Raw genomic sequence first — 18,769 nt, 5'->3', positions numbered from 1 at the left:
AATTCAATTACCGGGGGAGCTTGCAGACAGGCTGAGAGGAAGGTGTGCCCTTCGACCCTTACGTGCGGGAGCATGAAAGCCCGCACGCACCTGATTTGGGTAATGCCAACGTAGGAAGCGTCATCGTCGAAAGCGGACGGGAAATACCATCGGGTGTTTCCCGTTTATTTGTCATTAAGGGCCTTTTATGTCTTTTTATCAACAAAATCGGAGGTTAAATAAATGCTGGGGAAAATTCTTGAAGAGCTGCGGGCGGCGTCCCCGCTCGTCCACTGTATCACGAACTATGTGACCGTTAACGACTGTGCTAACATATTGCTGGCTGCCGGGGCCTCCCCCGTTATGGCTGACGACCCGGACGAGGTCGAGGAAATTACCGCAATCTCGTCCGCCCTTGTCATCAATATCGGCACACTAAACCGCTCGACGATCCCGTCCATGCTGTTGTCCGGCAAAGAGGCAAACGACCTCTCCAAGCCGGTGCTGTTGGACCCGGTCGGTGCCGGGGCGTCGACGCTGCGGACAGAGACGGCGAAACGGCTGATCCGGGATGTCCGCTTCACGGCCATTCGGGGCAACATCTCTGAAATCAAGGCACTGGCCATTGGCGCCGGGACAACGAGAGGCGTTGATGCCGACGATGCCGACGCCGTCACATCGGCGACGCTGGACAGCGTCGTAGCCTTTGCCAAAAGCCTTTCAAAGGAAACGGGGGCCGTCATTGCCATCACCGGCAAAACAGACATCGTCGCCGATGCCAGCTCGGCGTATCTGATACATAACGGCCATCCGATGATGGCGCGCATCACCGGCAGCGGCTGCATGCTTTCGGCGCTGACAGGCGCTTATCTGGCCGCACATCCTGAACGTCCGTTGGACGCTGTGGCGGCGTCTCTCTGCGCGATGGGTCTCTGCGGCGAAATAGCCTACAAACGGCTGGAAGCAACAGGCGGCGGCAACGCAACGTATAGAACCGCCCTCATTGACGCTGTGTACGGTCTGACGGGCGCGATGCTTGACGCGGGTGCCCGATATGACGTTCGATAAAAATGCCCTTTTGCTATATGCCGTGACGGACAGAGCATGGCTGCACGGGAGAACACTTGCCGAGCAGGTCCGCGCCTGCCTGCGCGGCGGCGTCACGTGCCTGCAGCTGCGGGAAAAGGATTTGAATGATGATGCCTTTTTACAGGAGGCGCTTCAAATCAAGGCAATCTGTGAGAGTACCGGCGTTCCTTTCATTATTAACGATAATGTCGCCGTTGCCGTGGGCTGCGCGGCCGACGGCCTCCACGTTGGGCAGGGCGACCTGCGCGCCTGTGACGCGCGGCAGGCACTCGGCGGCGATAAAATCCTCGGCGTCTCCGTCCAGACCGTTGAACAGGCACTCTGCGCCGAGCGCGACGGGGCCGATTATCTCGGCGTCGGTGCCATCTTCCCGACGGATACAAAAAAAGACGCCGACGCCGTCTCCTTCGAATCACTTCAAAATATCTGCCGGGCCGTATCGATTCCCGTTGTTGCAATCGGTGGGATAAACAGGCATAATATCGGTAGGCTTAAAGGAACTGGGATTGCAGGCGTTGCTGTCGTCTCGGCGCTTTTTGCCGAAAGCGATATCGAGGGCGCGGCCAAAACGCTGCGCGCGCTCTCAGCTGAGATGGTGCATGAATGATTGATTATAAAGGCGCAATTTTTGATATGGACGGCACACTGCTTGACTCGATGGTGGTCTGGGATAACGTGGCGGCCGACTACCTCCAAAGCCTTGGCATCACACCGCGAAACGATGTCCGCGAGGCGGTGAGCTCGATGAGCATTCAGCAGGTCTGCGAGCATTTTTGCGCGGTGTACGGTATAAAATTGCGCGAAGATGACATCATCGCCGGGATCAACGCCATGGTTGAAGACTTTTACTATAACCGCGTCACGCTGAAGGCCGGGGTTATGCAGGCGCTGTCCCGTCTGCGCAAAGAGGGCGTTAAAATGTGCGTTGCAACGGCGACGGACCGCTATCTCGCTGAAGCGGCGCTGCGCCGGACCGGCATCGCGCACTTTTTTGACGGGATTTTTACCTGCACGGACGTTGGCGCCGGGAAAGATGAACCGGCAATATTCCTGCAGGCTCTGGCATCTCTCGGAACACCCTTGTGTGACACCGTCGTTTTTGAGGACGCACTGTACGCCATCAAGACGGCGAAGGCGTCGGGCTTTCGCGTCACAGCGCTTTTTGACCCGTCGGCCGACGCGCAGACGGATCGGATCAAGGAACTTGCCGACTGCTATTATCTATCTTTTTCCGACTGGAATGAGGACAATGCTTAAAAAGGTTCTGACCATCGCAGGCTCCGACTGCAGCGGCGGCGCCGGTATTCAGGCCGACATCAAGACGATCACGGCACATAAAATGTATGCCATGAGCGCCATTACGGCGCTGACGGCGCAAAATACGACGGGCGTTTTTGGGATTATGGACGCAACACCCGACTTTGTCGCGCAGCAGCTGGACTGCATTTTTACCGATATCCGGCCGGACGCCGTCAAAATCGGCATGGTGTCCAATCAGGAGATTATTGAGGTCATTGCCCGCAAGCTTCTGGTTTATGGCGCCACGAATATTGTGCTTGACCCCGTGATGGTTGCAACCAGCGGCACGCGGCTGCTCTCACCAGGTGCGGAGGAAGCGCTCATCCGGGCGCTTTTGCCGCTTGCCACCGTCGTCACGCCGAATATTCCGGAGGCGGCCGTTTTAAGCGGGCTGCCAATCGGCAGCGGCAAGACGGGCCGGGACGAGATGGTTTACGCCGCGTCAGCCATCGCGGAAAAAATAAAAGGCGGCGTCCTTGTGAAAGGAGGCCACCTGAACAGCTGCGCCGACGACCTGCTCTATGCAGGCAATACAGCGATTTGGTTTGAAACAGCGCGCGTTGACAATCCGAACACGCATGGGACAGGCTGCACCCTGTCCGCCGCTATTGCCTGCCATCTGGCAGGCGGTCTGACGCTGACCGAAAGCGTTCACCGCGCCAAAGCCTTTTTGACGGGGGCGCTCAAAGCCGGTCTTGATATTGGCAAGGGGCGCGGCCCGCTCGACCACACCTATGGCATCAGGTTATAGCAGAGCCGGGTCGCTTGTCACAACAAATTTATAGCCAAAGCCCCAGACGGTGACAATATACGCGTCATACGGCTTAAGATTATCGCGCAGCATTTTAATGTGGGTGTCAACCGTCCTGTCCGAGCCGATGAACTCGTAGCCCCACACCTCATTGAGGAGCATCTCACGGGAAAACGCCTTGTTGGGGTTCTGGGACATGAAATACAAAAGATCGTACTCCTTCGGCGTGAGCTTGACGACCGCGTCATTGACGAAAACGGCGCGGGAGGCCGTGTCGATATACAGCCCGCTGTATGTAATCTTCGTTCTGGGCGGTGTTTTGAGCCCGGCGCAGCGGTAAATAAAAACGCGGATGCGCGCGAGCAGCTCCTGCTGGGAATACGGCTTGCACAAATAATCGTCCGCCCCGGCGTCAAAGGCCATGAGCTTATCGTTCTCGCCGTTGAGGGCGCTAACGATGATAACAGGTACGTCGGAGAGCTTTCGAATTTGCCGGCAAACGTTCCAGCCGTCCAGGGACGGCAGCTCTGTATCCATCACAACGAGCTGGTAATCATACCGGCGGAAGAGCTTGACGGCCGTGACGCCGTCTGCCGCTGTATCAGCCGTATATCCGGAATTTTCGGCAAGCTTTTTAACGAGCATCCTTGCATGCTCGTCCCTGTCCACGATTAATAGACGGATATCGCTCATTCAAACGCCTCCCAAACCAACATTAGCACGGAAGGTTACGATTTTATATTATTATAGTTCCTCTCCAATTACAACACCAATTTTCAGGCAATGGAAACGGGGCGGTGCGCGACGGCACCGCCCCGTTTCCCGTTCTCCCCTGCTATCTGTCTCTTTTGAGGTAATCGGATATGACGTTTTTAAGAATTTCGACCGTTTCGGCAGTGTCGGCCAGCTCACTTTTAAGCTTTGTGTTCTCCGCCTCAAGCGAAAGAACCTGAACCGTTTGAACACCGGCAAAAACGTCTCTGCCGTCGGCGGGTGCCGCCGCAGCCCGATGGCCTCTAACAACCTCCCGCGCCGGTTTTTTCGCGGTGGGCGCCGCGACGGCGAAGCGTTGCTCCGTCATCTCGTTGCCAATACCACGGCGCACGTAATGCGTGTGAAGATACTTGTGCGAGGCGTGGCTGTTCGGATACTCCAGGAATTCTTTGTACAGCGCAGCGACGTACGGGTTCTCATGCGACTTGCGCAGCGTTTTGCTCTCGTCCTCCGAATAGATCCCCTCCAATCGCTTTTGGCGAACGGCCGGGTCGTCCGAGCGCGGCTGGCCGCCGCCCGTGATGCACCCGCCGGGGCAGCCCATCACTTCAATAAAGTGGTACGGGGACTGGCCCGCAGCCACCTGCTCCATGAGCTGGTTGGCGCCTTTGAGACCGCTCGTGACGGCGACTTTTAAGGTCACGCCGCTCAAATGCTTGTAGGCATCCTTCGGGTTCTCGATGGTGATGGACGCCTCTTTGACGCGGTCGAGACCGACGATGGGCGTGACGTGCAATCCGTCAAACGGAATTTCCCGCCCCGTGACGAGCTCATACGCCGTGCGCAGAGCCGCCTCCATGACGCCGCCCGTCAGGCCGAAAATGTCGGCAGCGCCGGTTGACATGCCGAGCGGATTGTCAAATTCCTCATCGGCCAGGTTATTAAAGTCAATGCCCATTTCTTTGATCATCGACGCCAGCTCCCGCGTTGTGATGACCGCATCGACATTCGGGCAGCCGTCATTTTGCATTTCAGGACGGACGATCTCGAACTTCTTGGCCGTGCAAGGCATGACGGAGACGACGAAAATGTTTTTCGGGTCGACGTTAATTTTGCCCGCGTAATAGGATTTGGCCAGTGCCCCGAGCATCGTATGCGGCGATTTGCACGTTGAGAGATGGCCGAGCTTATCCGGATACGTGTGCTCGACGAATTTAATCCAGCCGGGGCTGCAGCTCGTGATCATCGGCAGGACGGCCTCTTCCCCTGTCAGCGCATTTGTCAGGCGCGACAAAAGCTCTGTGCCTTCCTCCATGATGGTGAGGTCGGCTGTGAAGTTTGTGTCAAACACATCGTCAAAGCCGAGGGCGTGCAGCGCGGCGGCCATTTTGCCGGTTGCGCGCGTGCCGGGCGGATTGCCGAACTCCTCGGCAATGGCGACACGGACGGCGGGGGCCGTCTGGACGACGACGCGCTTTTCCGGGTCGTTGATGGCGTCCCAGACCTTTGTGATGGCGTCCGTCTCCTTGAGGGCGCCGACGGGGCAGACAACGGTGCACTGCCCGCAGAAAGCGCAGTTGACGTTGCCGATCGGGTTTTTCAGCGCCGGGCCGATGACGGTGTTAAATCCCCTGTTCTGCGCGTTGATGATGCCGACACCCTGAATCTCGTTGCAGGCGGTGACGCACCGACGGCACAGAACGCATTTTGACAAATCGCGCGTAATAGAGACAGACATATCAACGGTGCAATCCGACCGCTTGCCATCAAACCGCGTGACTTCGACGCCGAGCGTTTTCCCAAGCTCCTGAAGCTCACAGCTTTGATTGCGCTTGCAGCTGAGGCAGTCCTTCGAGTGGTCGGAAAGCAAAAGCTCATAAAGAACCTTGCGCGCTCTTCGGACTCTGTCAGAATTTGTGCGGATGACCATGCCCTCACTGATTTTTGTCATGCAAGAGGGCATCAAGGTCTTTGCCCCGTCAACCTCGACAACGCAGATGCGGCACGAGCCGAACTCGTGAATCCCTTCAAGCCAGCACAGGCTTGGGATGTGGATGCCGTTTTGTTTGGCGGCTTCGATAATGGTCATGCCCTCGTCGGCCGTGACCTGTTTATTATTAATTGTAATATTCATGACTGACTACCTCCTGTCACACTGCAGGCACCGCATCGCTTCGGCCATGGCGTTGAGCTTATGGTACCCGAGGTTGACTTCGTCAAAGCACGTTTTGCACTTTTCCGTCTCCAGCATTTTCATCTCAAAGCGCGGATGCTCGACGACCTCGTCGTCACTCGTTATGGCGGGGATGTCGATCGGGGCACCCTTGTTCAAAACCCCGCTGCCGCCAAGGTACATATCGATGGCGACGGCGGCATTTTTGCCGTCGGCAATCGCCTGGATGACGGTATCCGGCCCGCGCGCAACGTCGCCGCCCGCAAAGACGCCGGGCATCGTCGTCATCATCGTGTCGTTGTCGATGATGAAGGTCCCCCATGGCGTTAAGCCGATTTCGCTCTTCGGGATAAACGGCAGGTCTGAATACTGGCTGACGGCCGGGATGACGGTATCGACGTCAATGAAGAAATTCGACCCCTCAACCGGGACGGACTTCCGCCGCCCGTCGTCTCCAAAAGCGCCGAGCGTCATGCGGACGCACTCGATTTTGGAGACGCGGCCGTTGCGGCCGCCGATGAAGCGGACAGGGGCGACGAGCTCGATAACCTCTATGCCTTCCTCGACGGCTTCACAGATTTCCTCATCGTAGGCGGGCATGGCATCCCGCGTGCGCCGGTACAGGACGAGCACTTTGTCCGCCCCCAGCCGGACCGCCGTGCGGGCCGAGTCGATGGCCGTATTGCCGCCGCCGATGACGGCGACGGTGCCGGACAGCTTCACATCGTGGCGCAGATTGACGCTCTTTAAAAAGTCAATGCCGTGGATAACGCCGGGCAGGTTTTCGCCGGGAATATTCACCTTTTCGGGGAACTGCGCGCCCGTGGCGACGTAGACGGCGTCATACTTTGACCGGAGCGACTTGAAAGCGATATCCTTGGCAACGTCAACGTTTAAATGAATGTTGACGCCCGCCTGCGCAATGAGGTCAACTTCATGCTGCAGCACCTTTTTGGGCAGCCTGTATTCCGGAATGCCAAAGGCTAAAACGCCGCCCGCAACCGATTCCGACTCAAAGACATCGACTTCATACCCGATGCGCACGAGATAATAACCGCATGTGAGGCCGGATGTCCCCGCGCCGATGATCGCGATCTTCTTCCCGTTTTTGGGGAAAACGACGTCTTTTTTAAATGGCTGCTCGTTTTTGTACGCATAATCGGCCACGTAGCGCTTGAGCTCCCGGATGGCAACGGCCTCGTCCAGCGTGCCGCGGCGGCATTTGCTCTCACAGGGGTGCGTGCAGATGCGCCCGCAAACAGCCGGGAACGGGTTTTCCTGCCGGACAAGGTTGTGCGCGTCCATAAACCGCCCGGCGGCAATGAGCCGGAGATAACCGGGGACGTTGACATTTGCCGGGCACGTGTTCTCGCAGGGCGATATGAACAGATCGGCGCAGACGCCCGCGCGGCAGTATTTATTGCGGATATGCTCGTCATATTCATCGCGGAAATATTTGATGGTGCTGAGAACAGGGTTCGGTGCCGTTTGGCCGAGGCCGCACATCGCCGTATCCTTGATCGTCTCGCCAAGCTCGATGAGAAGCTCTACATCCCCCTCGCGGCCTTCACCGCGCGTGATGCGCTCTAAAATCTCCAGCATCCGCGTTGTGCCGGTACGGCAGGCGTTGCACTTGCCGCACGATTCATCCTTGATGAAATCCATGAAGAACCGGGCCGTGTCCACCATGCAAGTGTCTTCATTCATGGCGATCAGGCCGCCGGAGCCCATGATGGCCCCCAGTTTCTGAATGGCTTCATATTCCGTTGGGGTATTCAGGTTCTCTTTCGTCACGCAGCCACCGGACGGCCCGCCGATTTGCGCGGCTTTGAATTTTTTACCCTCGCGCATGCCGCCGCCGATGCTAAAGAGGATATCACCGAGCGGCATCCCGACAGGAACCTCAATAATGCCGGTATTGACAACGTCGCCGGCCAGCGCGAACACCTTTGTGCCCGTGCTCTTCTCCGTTCCGAACTGTGCGTACCACGTGCCGCCGCGCCGAACGATTTCGGGGATGCTGGCAAGTGTTTCAACATTATTGATAATCGTCGGCTCTTGGAAGAGGCCCGCTTGGAACGGGAACGGCGGCTTCTGCCGCGGTTCGCCGCGCCGGCCTTCGACAGACGCCATCAGTGCCGTCTCCTCGCCGCAGACGAAAGCGCCCGCGCCAATGCGGAGCTCCAAATCAAACTTAAAGTCACTGCCGAACAGGTTCCCACCGAGAAGGCCGCAGGCCCGCGCGTCGTCAATGGCCTTTGTCAGGCGCTCAACGGCGATGGGATATTCCGCGCGGACGTAGATGTAGCCCTTCGTCGCCCCGATGGCATAGCCGCCGAGCATCATGCCTTCAATAACCGCGTGCGGGTCGCCCTCCAGAATGCTCCTGTCCATAAAAGCGCCGGGATCGCCCTCGTCGGCATTACAGATGATAAATTTGCGCGCCCCGGCTGCATCGTGGCCCGACTGCCATTTGACGCCGGTTGGGAAACCCGCGCCGCCGCGCCCGCGGAGGCCGGACTTCTTTACTTCGTTGATAACATCCTGCGGGCTTTTTTCATACAGCGCCTCGGCAATGGCGAAATACCCGTCACGGCTTATGTAGGCGTCAATGCTGTCAAATTCTATGGCACCGCAGTTGCGCAGCGCGATTTTAACCTGCTGCTTGAAAAAGTCAATATCATCGATTTTCGGCACATGTTTTTTCAACGAATAGTCGTAGAACGTGTATTCCGACAGCACCTTGCCGGTTGTGAAATACGTCCGGATGATTAATTTGGCTGTCTCCGGCGTCAGCTTTGTGAAAAAGACGCGCTCGGGGAGAATCAGCATGACGGGGCCGACGGCACAGGTGCCCATGCAGCCCGTCTCCCGGACAAGAACATGCTCCTGCCTGCCGATGTGCTGCAGTTCTTCAATAACGGCGTCTCTGACCTCGGCACAATGGGAGGAGACACACCCCGCCCCGCTGCACACGAGCACCTGATTGGCGTAGGACGCCGATTTTTCGTTATACTGGGTGCGCCGCCGCTTTAAATCGGCGATGTTTTCAATCAATTCCTGGCTCATATCATACCCCTCACTTGTACTGCGACAAAATCGTGTCGAGCTTATTGGGATTGACCTGCTTGTAGACGACGTCGTCAATCATCATGGCGGGGGCGAGGCCGCACGCGCCGATACAGCGCGCCACCTCGAAGGTAAAAAGACCGTCCTTTGTTGTCTCACCGACGTCCACATGCAGCGTCTTCTCCAGCGCGTCGATTATCTTTTTGCCGCCGCGAACGTAACAGGCCGTCCCGAGGCAGACGCGAATCGTATGCTTGCCGCGCGGTTTGGTAGAGAAGAAAGAGTAGAACGTGGCCACACCGCTGACCTCCGAGAGCGGACGGTGCGTCTCCCGGGCGATGAAGTCCAGAAGCTCCGGCGGTAAATAACCGTAAATCTCCTGGGACGCGTGCAGAATTTGAATCAAATTCCCTTCTTTGTCTTTGTAAAGGTCAATGATATTGGCGATTTCGGAAAACTTCTCCTTGTCTTCCGCGCAGGTACATTGGACGAGCTTGGCATTCATGTATCAGACCTCCTTATAAGATAAATGGGGTGGGCACACTTTCGGATGCCATAAGCGTAACAAAAACTTGTGATAAAATGATGATAATTCACCCTTTTTTAATTTTAATTTTTGGTTAATTTTCCGGCATCCGGGCGGCAGGTTCCCGTCTTATCACATTTCTATCACAAATTACCACAGGACAGGCTATGCGTGATGGGCCAATAAAACAACAAGGCCCCATGCCGAAGCATGAGGCCTTGTCACTATAAAACTGCTGATAATGGTTTAAATGAACAGGTTGACGTTAGATTCTTCCGCGTCGCCGAGATAGGTGCCGACGCCCGCGTAATCAATGCCGTCCATGAGCTCTTCTTTCTGAATGCCCATCACGTCCATGCTCATGGTGCAGGCGATAATCTTGACGCCGTTGTCCATGGCTTTTTTTATGAGGGTCTCCAATGAATCGACATTTTTCTGGCGCATCACCATTTTCATCATGGCTGTGCCCATGCCGCCCATATTCATCTTGGACAGCTTGAGCTTGCCGGAGCCGCGCGGCATCATGCCGCCGAACATCGCTTCGATGAAAGACTTTTGGACCTTGACCTTGCTATTCTTCCGTAACGCATTCAGCCCCCAGAAGGTGAAGAACATGGTGACGTGCCGCCCCATCGCCGCCGCGCCGTTGGCGATGATAAAGGAGGCCAGAACTTTGTCGAGATCGCCGGAGAAGACGATAATTGTTTTGTTGTTATTTTCACCGGCGACGGCCGATGTCGGCTTGAGCCCGCCGCCCTTTTGCAAGAGCGCGACGTAATCATTACCCTGTTTTTCGTTCGTCAGGAGCGTATTGCCTGTTCGGCGCGTCCAAGCCACGATATCGCGGGCGAAGCCGGGGTCGGAGGCGGAGACCTGAACAACGTCACCGTCCTTCATGTCTTTCATCGTCTCAAAGACCTTTAAAATCGGGCCGGGGCACTGCATGCCGCTGCAGTCGAGCTGCATGCGCGCCTTGATCTCCGGAATGGCGACGTGGCCGCTGTCGGAAACGGGCTTTGGCAGCGCCTCAACCTCACAGGTGTAATCTTTATAGTGCATCGAGCGGAAAAAGCGCGCGCCTGCCGGATAAATGCGGACGTTTTTAAAGCCGTTGTTCATCAGAATACGCGCGGCGTTATACCCGCGGACGCTGATGGCGCAGAAGACGACGATATCACTGTTTTTATCGAGTTCACCAAGTCTCCCGCGCAGCTGGCCGAGCGGAATATTTTTATAAGACGGCAGGGCGAAAGCCTCAATTTCGACTGGTTCGCGCACGTCGAGCGCAACGATATTATTTTTCGTGACATCAATATCCCACTCGGAGAAGACGGCCTTGCCTGTCAAAACGTTTTCCGCAACGAAACCGGCCATGTTGACAGGGTCCTTTGCCGAGGAATACGGGGGCGCGTAAGCCAGTTCCAGCGTTTTAAGGGCTTCGACGCCGCCGCCGAGGCGAATGGTGACGGCAATCGTGTCGATGCGCTTGTCGACAAGGTCGCCGCCGACGATCTGTGCGCCGTATATTTTCTTGCCGTCCATCGAGAAGATGAGCTTAATCGTCATCGGCATGGAGCCTGGATAGTACGACGCGTGGGAATTCTGCATGATGATGACCGATGTAAAATCCTTGCCCTTCACAAGGCCTTTTTTGACGAGCGTTTTTTCATTCGCGCCAGTCGAGGCGGCCGTCAGGTCAAAGACCTTCGCAACCGACGTGCCCTGCGTGCCTTCGTAACGCTCCGACGCGCCGGCGATGTTATTGGCGGCAATGCGGCCTTGCTTGTTGGCCGGGCCGGCCAGCGGGATCATCGTGCGGCTCTTGTCAATGAAGTCCTCAACCTCGATGACGTCGCCGACGGCATAAATACTGGGGTCGGACGTGACGAGCGTGTCGCTGACGATGATGCCGCCGCGGGCATTCATCTCAAGGCCCGCCGCCTTTGCTATTTCGCCATTCGGGCGCACGCCGATGGAGAGGATAACGAGCTCTGTTTTGATCTGCGCGCCGCTTTTGAGCGACACAGTGACGCTCGACCCCTCGTCTTTAAAGGAATCAACACCGTCCCCAAGGCGCAGGTCAACGCCCTGCTGCGTCATATGCTCATGGAGAAGCTGCGCCATCTCAAAATCAATCGGCGCCATAACCTGATCGAGCATTTCAACAATAGAAACCGCAACACCCGCGTGATGGAGGTTCTCAGCCATCTCAAGTCCGATGAACCCGCCCCCGATAACGACGGCGCTCTTGACGTTTTGCTCCTTGATGAAGCTGCGAATTTTGTCGGTATCCGGCACCGTCCACAGCGTCATGATGCGTTTGGAGTCAATGCCCGGAATCGGCGGGCGCAGCGGCGACGAACCCGTCGAGAGGACGAGCGTGTCATAGCTTTCTGTGTATGTTTCACCGCTGTCGGCTTTCTTGACCGTGACGGTTTTCGCCGTGCGATCAATGGCCGTCACTTCCTGTTTGACACGCACATCGACGTTAAACTTGGCGCGCATCGCTACCGGCGTCTGCAGCAAAAGAGCGCTTCTCTGCTTGATGACGTCACCGACGTGATACGGCAGCCCGCAGTTTGCATAGGAGATATACTCGCCGCGTTCAAAAACAATGATTTCCGCGCTTTCATCAAGACGCCGCAAACGCGCGGCACAGCTGGCACCGCCCGCAACGCCGCCGACAATAACGACTTTTTTACCCATAATGAAGCCCTCCTTATGTTCATGGTCTTATTTTATTCTGTTATTCACATTTAACCGTGACTTTATCACATATAGCCGCGTGTTTGTCTATACATTAACGAGATACTCCCTGTCATGTCAAAAAGTCGGCACTTCATTTGCCAACAATAACGAAAACCCTCCGCTGCAAAGCGCGGAGGGTTTTCATTCAAGTAAGCATCCGTTACGAGGCCTGCTCGAACTGGCTGTTGTAAAGTTCGGCGTAGAAGCCGCCCAGCGCCAGAAGCTCGGCGTGGCTGCCGCTTTCGACGATATCGCCGTCACGCATGACAAGTATGATATCGGCGTTTTTGATCGTTGAGAGCCGGTGGGCAATGACAAAGGACGTCCGCCCCTTCATGAGTTCATCCATTGCCTTTTGGACAAGAACCTCGGTGCGTGTGTCAACGGAGCTCGTTGCCTCGTCCAGAATGAGCAGCGGCGCGTTTTCGATCATGGCGCGCGCGATGGTGAGAAGCTGTTTTTGACCGGCGGAGAGATTGGCGTTGTCGCCGAGCACCGTGTCGTACCCGTTCGGCAGTGTTCGGATGAAGTGGTGCAGGCCGACGGCTTTGCAGGCCGCTTTGACCGTGTCGTCACTGACGCCCGTCTTCGAATAGACGATGTTCTCCCGGATTGTGCCCTCAAACAGCCATGTGTCCTGCAAAACCATGCAGAAAAGATCATGGACATTTTCACGCCGCAGATTTTTGATGGGGACGCCGTCAACAAGGATATCGCCGCTGTCCGTCTCATAAAAGCGCATGAGGAGGTTGACAAGCGTTGTTTTACCGGCGCCCGTCGGCCCGACGATGGCGACCTTCTGACCGGCCTTGATGTCGGCTGAGAAGTTATTAATAATTGTTTTGTCCGGGTTGTAGCCAAAGTGAACATGGTCAAACGCCACATCGCCACGGATGTTGGTAAGCGTTTCCGTTTTGCCCATTTCGTCCGGCAGTTCTTCCTCCTCAAGGAATTCAAAGACGCGCTCGCTGGCGGCCGCCGTAGACTGCAGCGTCGTCGCGGCCTGGGCAATCTGAGCCAGCGGCTGCGTGAACAGGCGGATATAGATCATGAAAGCGACGATGACGCCAAATTCGATCGATCCATTCTTGGCCAGCACCGCGCCAACGACGCAGACGGCGACATAGCCGAAGTTGCCGATGAAGCTCATGAGCGGCATCATGAGTCCGGAGAAAAACTGCGATTTCCAGTTGGAGGCGTATAGCTTCCCATTGATCTCATCAAACTTACGCTGCGCTTCCTTTTCGCCGTTAAAAGCCTTGACGATGTTGTGCCCGGCGTAAATTTCTTCGATGTGGCCGTTAATGTCGCCGAGGTGCTTCTGGTTGCGCGAAAAATATTTCTGCGAAGATTTGAGGATGAGGCTCATGGCGACAAAGCCTATGAGCGTTGCCCCGATGGCGGTAAGCGCCATGAGGACGTTTGTGGCAAGCATCAAGACAATGGCACCTAGAATCAACGTGACGGAGGTGATCAGCAGACCGAGGCTCTGGTTTAACGACTGGCCGAGCGTATCGATATCGTTTGTCACGCGGCTTAAGATATTGCCGACAGTCGTGTTGTCAAAATACCGCAGCGGGAGCTTATTGATCTTCTCCGAGATGTCGCGCCGCATGCTTTTCGTGAGGCGCTGCGTGACGGTTGCCATGATCCAGCCTTGGATGAAGATCAGAACGAAGCCGCCGGCATATAGGATCACAAGCAGAACACAGATATCGGTGATTTTATTCAGGTCGATGTGCGCGCCCGTCATGATCCCTGCGAGCCCATCCGTAATGATGTTGGTGATGTCGCGGAGTTTATCAGGGCCCAAAAGCGACGCGATGGAGCCACCGACGGCGCAAATCACGGCGACGATCATGGCGACGGTGTATTGGCGGCTGTATTGCAGCAGCTTTCCCCAGGATTTCTTGAAATCCTTCGCTTTTTCCCCGCCCATGGCCATGCCGCCGGGGCCGTGCCCGCCGCCAAAGCCGCCGCGCCGGGTCTGATTTTTCATTTGTCCGATTTCGTATTCGTTCTTGCTCATGCGCCGAGTTCCTCCTTTGAAAGCTGCGAGTAGGCAATTTGCTGATAAACCTCGCACGATTTCATCAGCTCGTCATGCGTGCCCATACCAACCATGCCACCGTCCTCTAAAACAATGATGCGGTCGGCGTCGCGGATGGTGCCGATGCGCTGGGCGACAACGAGGCTCGTGACACCCGCCGTCTCCTTCCTAAGCGCCGAGCGCAGCACCCGGTCCGTTTTATAGTCGAGTGCGGAGAACGAGTCGTCAAAGATGTAGATTTCCGGTTTGCGGAAAACGGCGCGGGCAATCGCCAGGCGCTGCTTCTGGCCGCCGGAGACGTTTGTGCCCCCTTGCGCGATGTGCGCATCATATGTGCCTTCCATGTTATCGACGAATTCCGCGCCCTGCGCGATGGCAACGGCCCGACGGATATCCTCTGCCGTCTCATCGTCTGTCCCGCGCTCTTTGCCGTTTTCACCGTAGTCGACGTTCGTCGCGACCGTCCCTGTGAACAGGACTGCCCGCTGCGGGACATAGCCGAGCTTGTTGTGCAGCGCTTCCTGCGTGTACTCGCGCACATCGACGCCATCGACAAGCACCTGGCCGTCCGTCACATCATAAAAGCGCGGCACGAGATTGATAAGCGTTGATTTCCCGCTGCCGGTAGAGCCGATGAAGGCCACCGTTTCGCCGCGGCGCGCTTTAAAGCTGATGTCATGCAGAACATAATCCTCCGCATCGGGATACTTAAAGCTGACGTTTATAAATTCCACCTCACCGGATATGCCTTCCGGCGACGCGGTTCGAGTACCGTCGAGAATCTTCGGCGCCGTGTCAAGCACTTCGTTGATGCGTTTGGCCGAGACGGAAACGCGCGGCAGCATGATGAAAATCATCGTGAGCATCATAAAGGCCATGATCACCATCATCGCGTACATTGAAAAGGCGATCATATCGGCAAAAATGTTCACTTTGTTCGTTATGATATTCATCAAATCCGTCCCGGTGGCGTTTTCAATCAGGAAAGCGCCAATCCAATAGATGCCGAGCGTCAGGCCGCTCAAAATCAGGCGCATACCGGGGTTGAAGATGGACATAGCCCGCATCACCTGCAGATTGTTTGTTGTAATATCGGTATTGGCGACCTCGAACTTGGCTTCCTCATACTTTTCGGCGTTATAGGCTCTGACGACGCGTATGCCCGTCAGGTTCTCGCGCGTGACGCGGTTTAAGTTATCCGTCAGCCATTGAATCTTCTTAAAGCGCGGCAGCGCATACGCCATGATGAGGGCGATCATGACAATGAGCACCACAACAGCCCCGCCGGTGAGCGCCGTCCACTCCCAGCTCTTGAGTGAAATTTTAGCGACGGCCCAGACAGCGAGAATCGGCGCTTTAATGATAACCTGCATGCCCATGGCGATAAAAACCTGCAGCTGCGTAATATCATTCGTCGAGCGTGTGATGAGGCTGGCTGTTGAAAAACCGTTAATCTCCTCCATCGAGAAGTCTTCAACACGATGAAAAAGTTTAGCGCGGATGCGCTGCGAGAAGCCGGCAGCCACCCGGGCGGCAAAAAAGCCGACGATGAGTGACAGCGCGACGCTGCCCAAGGTACACAAAATCATTTTACCACCGGCCGCCCAGATGTCGGACATCTGGCTGCCGGGTGTTTGAACATATTTGGTAATGTCCGTCATGTAATCGGGCAGCTTGAGGTCCAGCCACGTCTGCACGGCGAGCAGCACGACGCTGAATAGGACAACAAGCCAGTCTCCCGGTTTAAAATGCTTGAGAATTTTTATCATTCTGAGTGCTCCTAACTGTTAAAACCTTCTTGATTCGCCGCGACGGTTTTTGATATCTCGATCATCCGTCCGACGATGCGCAGGTATTCCAATGTGTCCTTTTCACCAAGCACCTTGAGAATCTGCTCGACGCGACGGCGTATATCGTCATGCTGGCAGGTGATCATATCCCGCCCGGCCTGCGTCATCGACACCTTGACGCGCCGCCTGTCCTCCTTGTCAACGCGGCGTTCGATAAGACCTTTTCCCTCGAGACTCTTCAGCGCCATTGCCACGCGCGCCGTACTGGTTTTCATGGCCGCTGACAGCTCACTCGGCAAAACGTCACCGCTTTGATGCGAGATGAAATGCAAAATAAACATCTCGCCCTGCAAAAAGGCATGCATCTTTCGTGGCCAGCTCGTTCGCATCAGTTCGCCTGTTTTGGAAAGCATTTCAGCTGCCAACTGCGCGGTATCCATCAAATCCGTCACCCCTTTCTTCCTTATTCAAGTAACATTATTAGCTAAAATTATTAATTGCTAATACTTTTAGGTATTATAGCACGCGTATGAAGCGATGTCTATATCGCGTTTGCCAAAACGACTGCGCCGTCGCGGCGCTCATATTGCTGTTTTGCCCAAAGAATAAAGCGGTCATCCGAGCGGCGGATGACAGCGCTTTAAATTCCATCTTGCTTGTCTGCCCCCGGCATGCTATATTGAAGCTGCCAAGAAGCTTTTGGCAGCGGGTTATATGCCCCGCTCTGCATGTTTTGTATGGGGAGGGATTTGTGATGTCTGCTGAAATCGGCGCCATCGGCTCCGGATCAACCTCTGCGTCGGTCAAAGCTGCCCGCGCAGCCGCTACGTCGGATTTTTCCAGCCTCCTTCAAAAGAGCAGCGGCAACGTTGATCTGGACGTGATTTTCAAAGCCGCCGCCGAGAAATATAACGTCCCTGTGCGTCTTCTCAAAGCTGTGGCGAAAACGGAGTCCAATTATAATCCCAAGGCCACATCCTCCTGCGGCGCAATAGGCATCATGCAGCTGATGCCATCGACAGCCAAGTCTCTCGGCGTGACGGACGCGTATGACCCCGAACAGAACATTATGGGCGGCGCAAAATATTTAAGCCAGCTTTTAAGCCGTTTCGGCGGCAACACGACGCTGGCCGTGGCCGCCTACAACGCGGGCCCCGGCGCCGTTGCCAAATATAACGGTATCCCGCCGTACGACGAGACGCAAAATTACGTCAAAAAGGTTCTCGGCTATCTGGGCAGCGATCTCAATGCCGGGACGGTGGCAACATCTTCCGCCGACACCGGCGTGACGGGCGGCACGGTGACGGAAACGTCCGCCTATTCCTTATTAGCCGCCATGATTTCAAGCGGGCAGCTGTCCAGCGCGGACGGCACAAGCCTGACGAGCATGATCGGCTCACTGAGCGCCAGTGACGGTGACGCCTCGGAGACGTCCAGCAAACTGATGACGTCTATCTATCAAATGCAGCTGGAAATGCTGAAGGGCGGCAGTGATGATGGCGGCACCGGCAGCGTCATCGTATAAAATAATGATCTTTAAAACAAAAAGATTCTTCGGGGCAATTGCCCCTCAGAATGACAACTGAGTCCCGTCATTCTGAGCCGTTCGGCGAAGAATCTTTTATTATTTTAATGTATGCCCTATCTCCTGTCGAAAAACGGCGATTTGCCGGAGACGGACAGCGGAATGCCCATGACGACGGCGCAGTCCCCCAAAAGCTTCAGGGAGGCGGCTGCTTTTCCGACGGAAAACATAACGCGGTTGTCGAGCCGAAGGTCGGCGGCCAGCGAGACAGCCGAGCCAATGGCAATACCGAGGTCAATCGTTGTGTAAACACAGCTGCCGAGGGCATCTTTACAGGCCACGCAGTCTTCATACCCGCAAAGGCCGCAAATTTTGCCAAGGCCGCGCGTGCCCTCCGTGACGCCGACGAGGACGACGGCGCCGCTTTTGTCAACGTTATCGGCATCGCGTGTGAGGAAGGGCACCTGCATGAGCGAGCTGATGCGGCGCATTTCCCGGGCAACAGCGCTTTTATCCTCGCCTGTCAGGACGGCCGTCTTGATAAAGTCGATCCCCCGCCCTTTCGGGGCTGTTCTGGCAGCGGCACATATAGCATACGCGGCGTTTAATACGGCGGTTTCCTCCGCTTGAAGCCCTTGAATGAACATCATAACTCCCCCCGTCGTTTTTCTCGATTATATCAGATGATGAAGGGCGTTTCAAACAGTGTTTCGTCAGGGGACACCAGAAAACCGGAGAGGCTGGCCTCTCCGGTTTATTCACGCGTCTTCTCAAGATCGTCAATTCTGTGGCTGATGATCTTGATATCATTTTCCGCCATAGCGATACGCTCAAAAAGATTGTTATGCTTCTCTACTTTTTTCTCAAGTTGTTCCAGCCGGTAATTAACCAGCTTGTTCGCCACCAAAATTCCGCTAAAAGAGCCTGCCAGTGTCCCGGCAAGCGCGAGCAGCGCCACCCATACTTCGGTTGACAACCTGCGCCCCTCCATCTCCGCCAATGTGGCTTTGCACAATAATAATGTGCAATGTATCTTATGCCGGCGGGGGGAAATGG

Annotated in this window: 15 protein-coding genes and 1 riboswitch; of the genes, 5 read left to right on the top strand and 10 right to left on the bottom strand. The window is 55.8% G+C overall.

Translation table 11 applies throughout. The features are described from left to right. Positions 1–2: 2 nt before the first annotated feature. Positions 3–135: riboswitch (TPP riboswitch) on the top strand. An 87-nt stretch (positions 136–222) separates the two neighbouring features. The 4 genes from thiM to thiD are packed head-to-tail and all read left to right on the top strand — an operon-like array spanning position 223 to position 3,118. After that, positions 223–1,047 carry a hydroxyethylthiazole kinase gene (thiM, locus tag IZU99_04610; protein ID UOO38537.1) on the top strand — a complete coding sequence of 275 codons (825 nt, stop codon included), beginning with the start codon at positions 223–225 and terminating at the stop codon, positions 1,045–1,047. Beyond that, the gene (gene thiE, locus IZU99_04605; protein UOO38536.1) at positions 1,034–1,675 is read left to right on the top strand and encodes a thiamine phosphate synthase; all 642 of its coding nucleotides are present in this window, start codon (positions 1,034–1,036) and stop codon (positions 1,673–1,675) included. Before thiM ends, thiE begins: the two co-directional genes overlap by 14 nt. Further along, the gene (locus tag IZU99_04600) at positions 1,672–2,325 is read left to right on the top strand and encodes an HAD family phosphatase (GenBank protein UOO38535.1); all 654 of its coding nucleotides are present in this window, start codon (positions 1,672–1,674) and stop codon (positions 2,323–2,325) included. The genes thiE and IZU99_04600 overlap by 4 nt, the downstream gene beginning before the upstream one ends. Then, positions 2,318–3,118 (top strand): bifunctional hydroxymethylpyrimidine kinase/phosphomethylpyrimidine kinase, encoded by an 801-nt coding sequence (gene thiD, locus IZU99_04595; protein ID UOO38534.1) that lies wholly within the window; start codon positions 2,318–2,320, stop codon positions 3,116–3,118. Before IZU99_04600 ends, thiD begins: the two co-directional genes overlap by 8 nt. Here the strand turns inward: thiD and IZU99_04590 are convergent. The 8 genes from IZU99_04590 to IZU99_04555 form a co-directional block, all read right to left on the bottom strand. Further along, positions 3,113–3,811 carry a response regulator transcription factor gene (locus tag IZU99_04590; protein ID UOO38533.1) on the bottom strand — a complete coding sequence of 233 codons (699 nt, stop codon included), beginning with the start codon at positions 3,809–3,811 and terminating at the stop codon, positions 3,113–3,115. The two genes, thiD and IZU99_04590, sit on opposite strands and share 6 nt — an antisense overlap. 142 nt (positions 3,812–3,953) lie before the next feature. Continuing rightward, positions 3,954–5,966, bottom strand: a complete 2,013-nt coding sequence (locus tag IZU99_04585) for an iron hydrogenase small subunit (GenBank protein UOO38532.1) — start codon at positions 5,964–5,966, stop codon at positions 3,954–3,956. 6 nt (positions 5,967–5,972) lie between these two features. Continuing rightward, positions 5,973–9,074, bottom strand: a complete 3,102-nt coding sequence (locus IZU99_04580; GenBank protein ID UOO38531.1) for an FAD-dependent oxidoreductase — start codon at positions 9,072–9,074, stop codon at positions 5,973–5,975. A gap of 10 nt (positions 9,075–9,084) precedes the next feature. Next, complete coding sequence (gene nuoE, locus IZU99_04575) at positions 9,085–9,579, bottom strand: NADH-quinone oxidoreductase subunit NuoE (GenBank protein ID UOO38530.1); 495 nt, start codon at positions 9,577–9,579, stop codon at positions 9,085–9,087. 267 nt (positions 9,580–9,846) lie between these two features. Next, positions 9,847–12,306: an FAD-dependent oxidoreductase gene (locus tag IZU99_04570; GenBank protein UOO38529.1), complete on the bottom strand. Its 2,460-nt coding sequence runs from the start codon at positions 12,304–12,306 to the stop codon at positions 9,847–9,849. Positions 12,307–12,508: 202 nt separating this feature from the next. Continuing rightward, positions 12,509–14,377 carry an ABC transporter ATP-binding protein gene (locus IZU99_04565; protein ID UOO38528.1) on the bottom strand — a complete coding sequence of 623 codons (1,869 nt, stop codon included), beginning with the start codon at positions 14,375–14,377 and terminating at the stop codon, positions 12,509–12,511. Further along, entirely contained in the window at positions 14,374–16,167 is a 1,794-nt protein-coding gene (locus tag IZU99_04560) for an ABC transporter ATP-binding protein (protein UOO38527.1), read from the bottom strand. Before IZU99_04560 ends, IZU99_04565 begins: the two co-directional genes overlap by 4 nt. Positions 16,168–16,178: 11 nt before the next feature. Further along, a complete protein-coding gene (locus tag IZU99_04555) occupies positions 16,179–16,640 on the bottom strand; it encodes a winged helix-turn-helix transcriptional regulator (GenBank protein UOO38526.1) in 462 nt (153 codons plus the stop codon). 77 nt (positions 16,641–16,717) lie between these two features. Here IZU99_04555 and IZU99_04550 point away from each other — a divergent pair, with 77 nt between their 5' ends. Then, on the top strand, positions 16,718–17,713 hold the full coding sequence (locus IZU99_04550; protein UOO38525.1) for a lytic transglycosylase domain-containing protein: 996 nt from the start codon (positions 16,718–16,720) through the stop codon (positions 17,711–17,713). Between the two features lie 116 nt (positions 17,714–17,829). Here the strand turns inward: IZU99_04550 and IZU99_04545 are convergent, their stop codons facing one another. Next, complete coding sequence (locus tag IZU99_04545; GenBank protein ID UOO38743.1) at positions 17,830–18,360, bottom strand: ferredoxin; 531 nt, start codon at positions 18,358–18,360, stop codon at positions 17,830–17,832. Positions 18,361–18,467: 107 nt separating this feature from the next. Beyond that, positions 18,468–18,689 (bottom strand): hypothetical protein, encoded by a 222-nt coding sequence (locus IZU99_04540; GenBank protein UOO38524.1) that lies wholly within the window; start codon positions 18,687–18,689, stop codon positions 18,468–18,470. Positions 18,690–18,769 lie beyond the last annotated feature (80 nt).

The organism is Oscillospiraceae bacterium CM, assembly GCA_022870705.1.
Lineage (GTDB): Bacteria > Bacillota > Clostridia > Oscillospirales > Oscillospiraceae > Sporobacter.
This window is presented reverse-complemented; position numbering and strand designations above follow the sequence as displayed.

Excerpts from the sequence above, each read along its gene's own strand:
- thiE (UOO38536.1), top strand. The coding sequence starts at position 1,034 with ATGACGTTCGATAAAAATGCCCTTTTGCTATATGCCGTGACGGACAGA.
- IZU99_04560 (UOO38527.1), bottom strand. The coding sequence starts at position 16,167 with ATGATAAAAATTCTCAAGCATTTTAAACCGGGAGACTGGCTTGTTGTC.
- IZU99_04585 (UOO38532.1), bottom strand. The coding sequence starts at position 5,966 with ATGAATATTACAATTAATAATAAACAGGTCACGGCCGACGAGGGCATG.
- IZU99_04545 (UOO38743.1), bottom strand. The coding sequence starts at position 18,360 with ATGTTCATTCAAGGGCTTCAAGCGGAGGAAACCGCCGTATTAAACGCC.
- nuoE (UOO38530.1), bottom strand. The coding sequence starts at position 9,579 with ATGAATGCCAAGCTCGTCCAATGTACCTGCGCGGAAGACAAGGAGAAG.
- IZU99_04580 (UOO38531.1), bottom strand. The coding sequence starts at position 9,074 with ATGAGCCAGGAATTGATTGAAAACATCGCCGATTTAAAGCGGCGGCGC.
- IZU99_04570 (UOO38529.1), bottom strand. The coding sequence starts at position 12,306 with ATGGGTAAAAAAGTCGTTATTGTCGGCGGCGTTGCGGGCGGTGCCAGC.
- IZU99_04590 (UOO38533.1), bottom strand. The coding sequence starts at position 3,811 with ATGAGCGATATCCGTCTATTAATCGTGGACAGGGACGAGCATGCAAGG.
- thiM (UOO38537.1), top strand. The coding sequence starts at position 223 with ATGCTGGGGAAAATTCTTGAAGAGCTGCGGGCGGCGTCCCCGCTCGTC.
- IZU99_04565 (UOO38528.1), bottom strand. The coding sequence starts at position 14,377 with ATGAGCAAGAACGAATACGAAATCGGACAAATGAAAAATCAGACCCGG.
- IZU99_04600 (UOO38535.1), top strand. The coding sequence starts at position 1,672 with ATGATTGATTATAAAGGCGCAATTTTTGATATGGACGGCACACTGCTT.
- thiD (UOO38534.1), top strand. The coding sequence starts at position 2,318 with ATGCTTAAAAAGGTTCTGACCATCGCAGGCTCCGACTGCAGCGGCGGC.
- IZU99_04550 (UOO38525.1), top strand. The coding sequence starts at position 16,718 with ATGAAGCGATGTCTATATCGCGTTTGCCAAAACGACTGCGCCGTCGCG.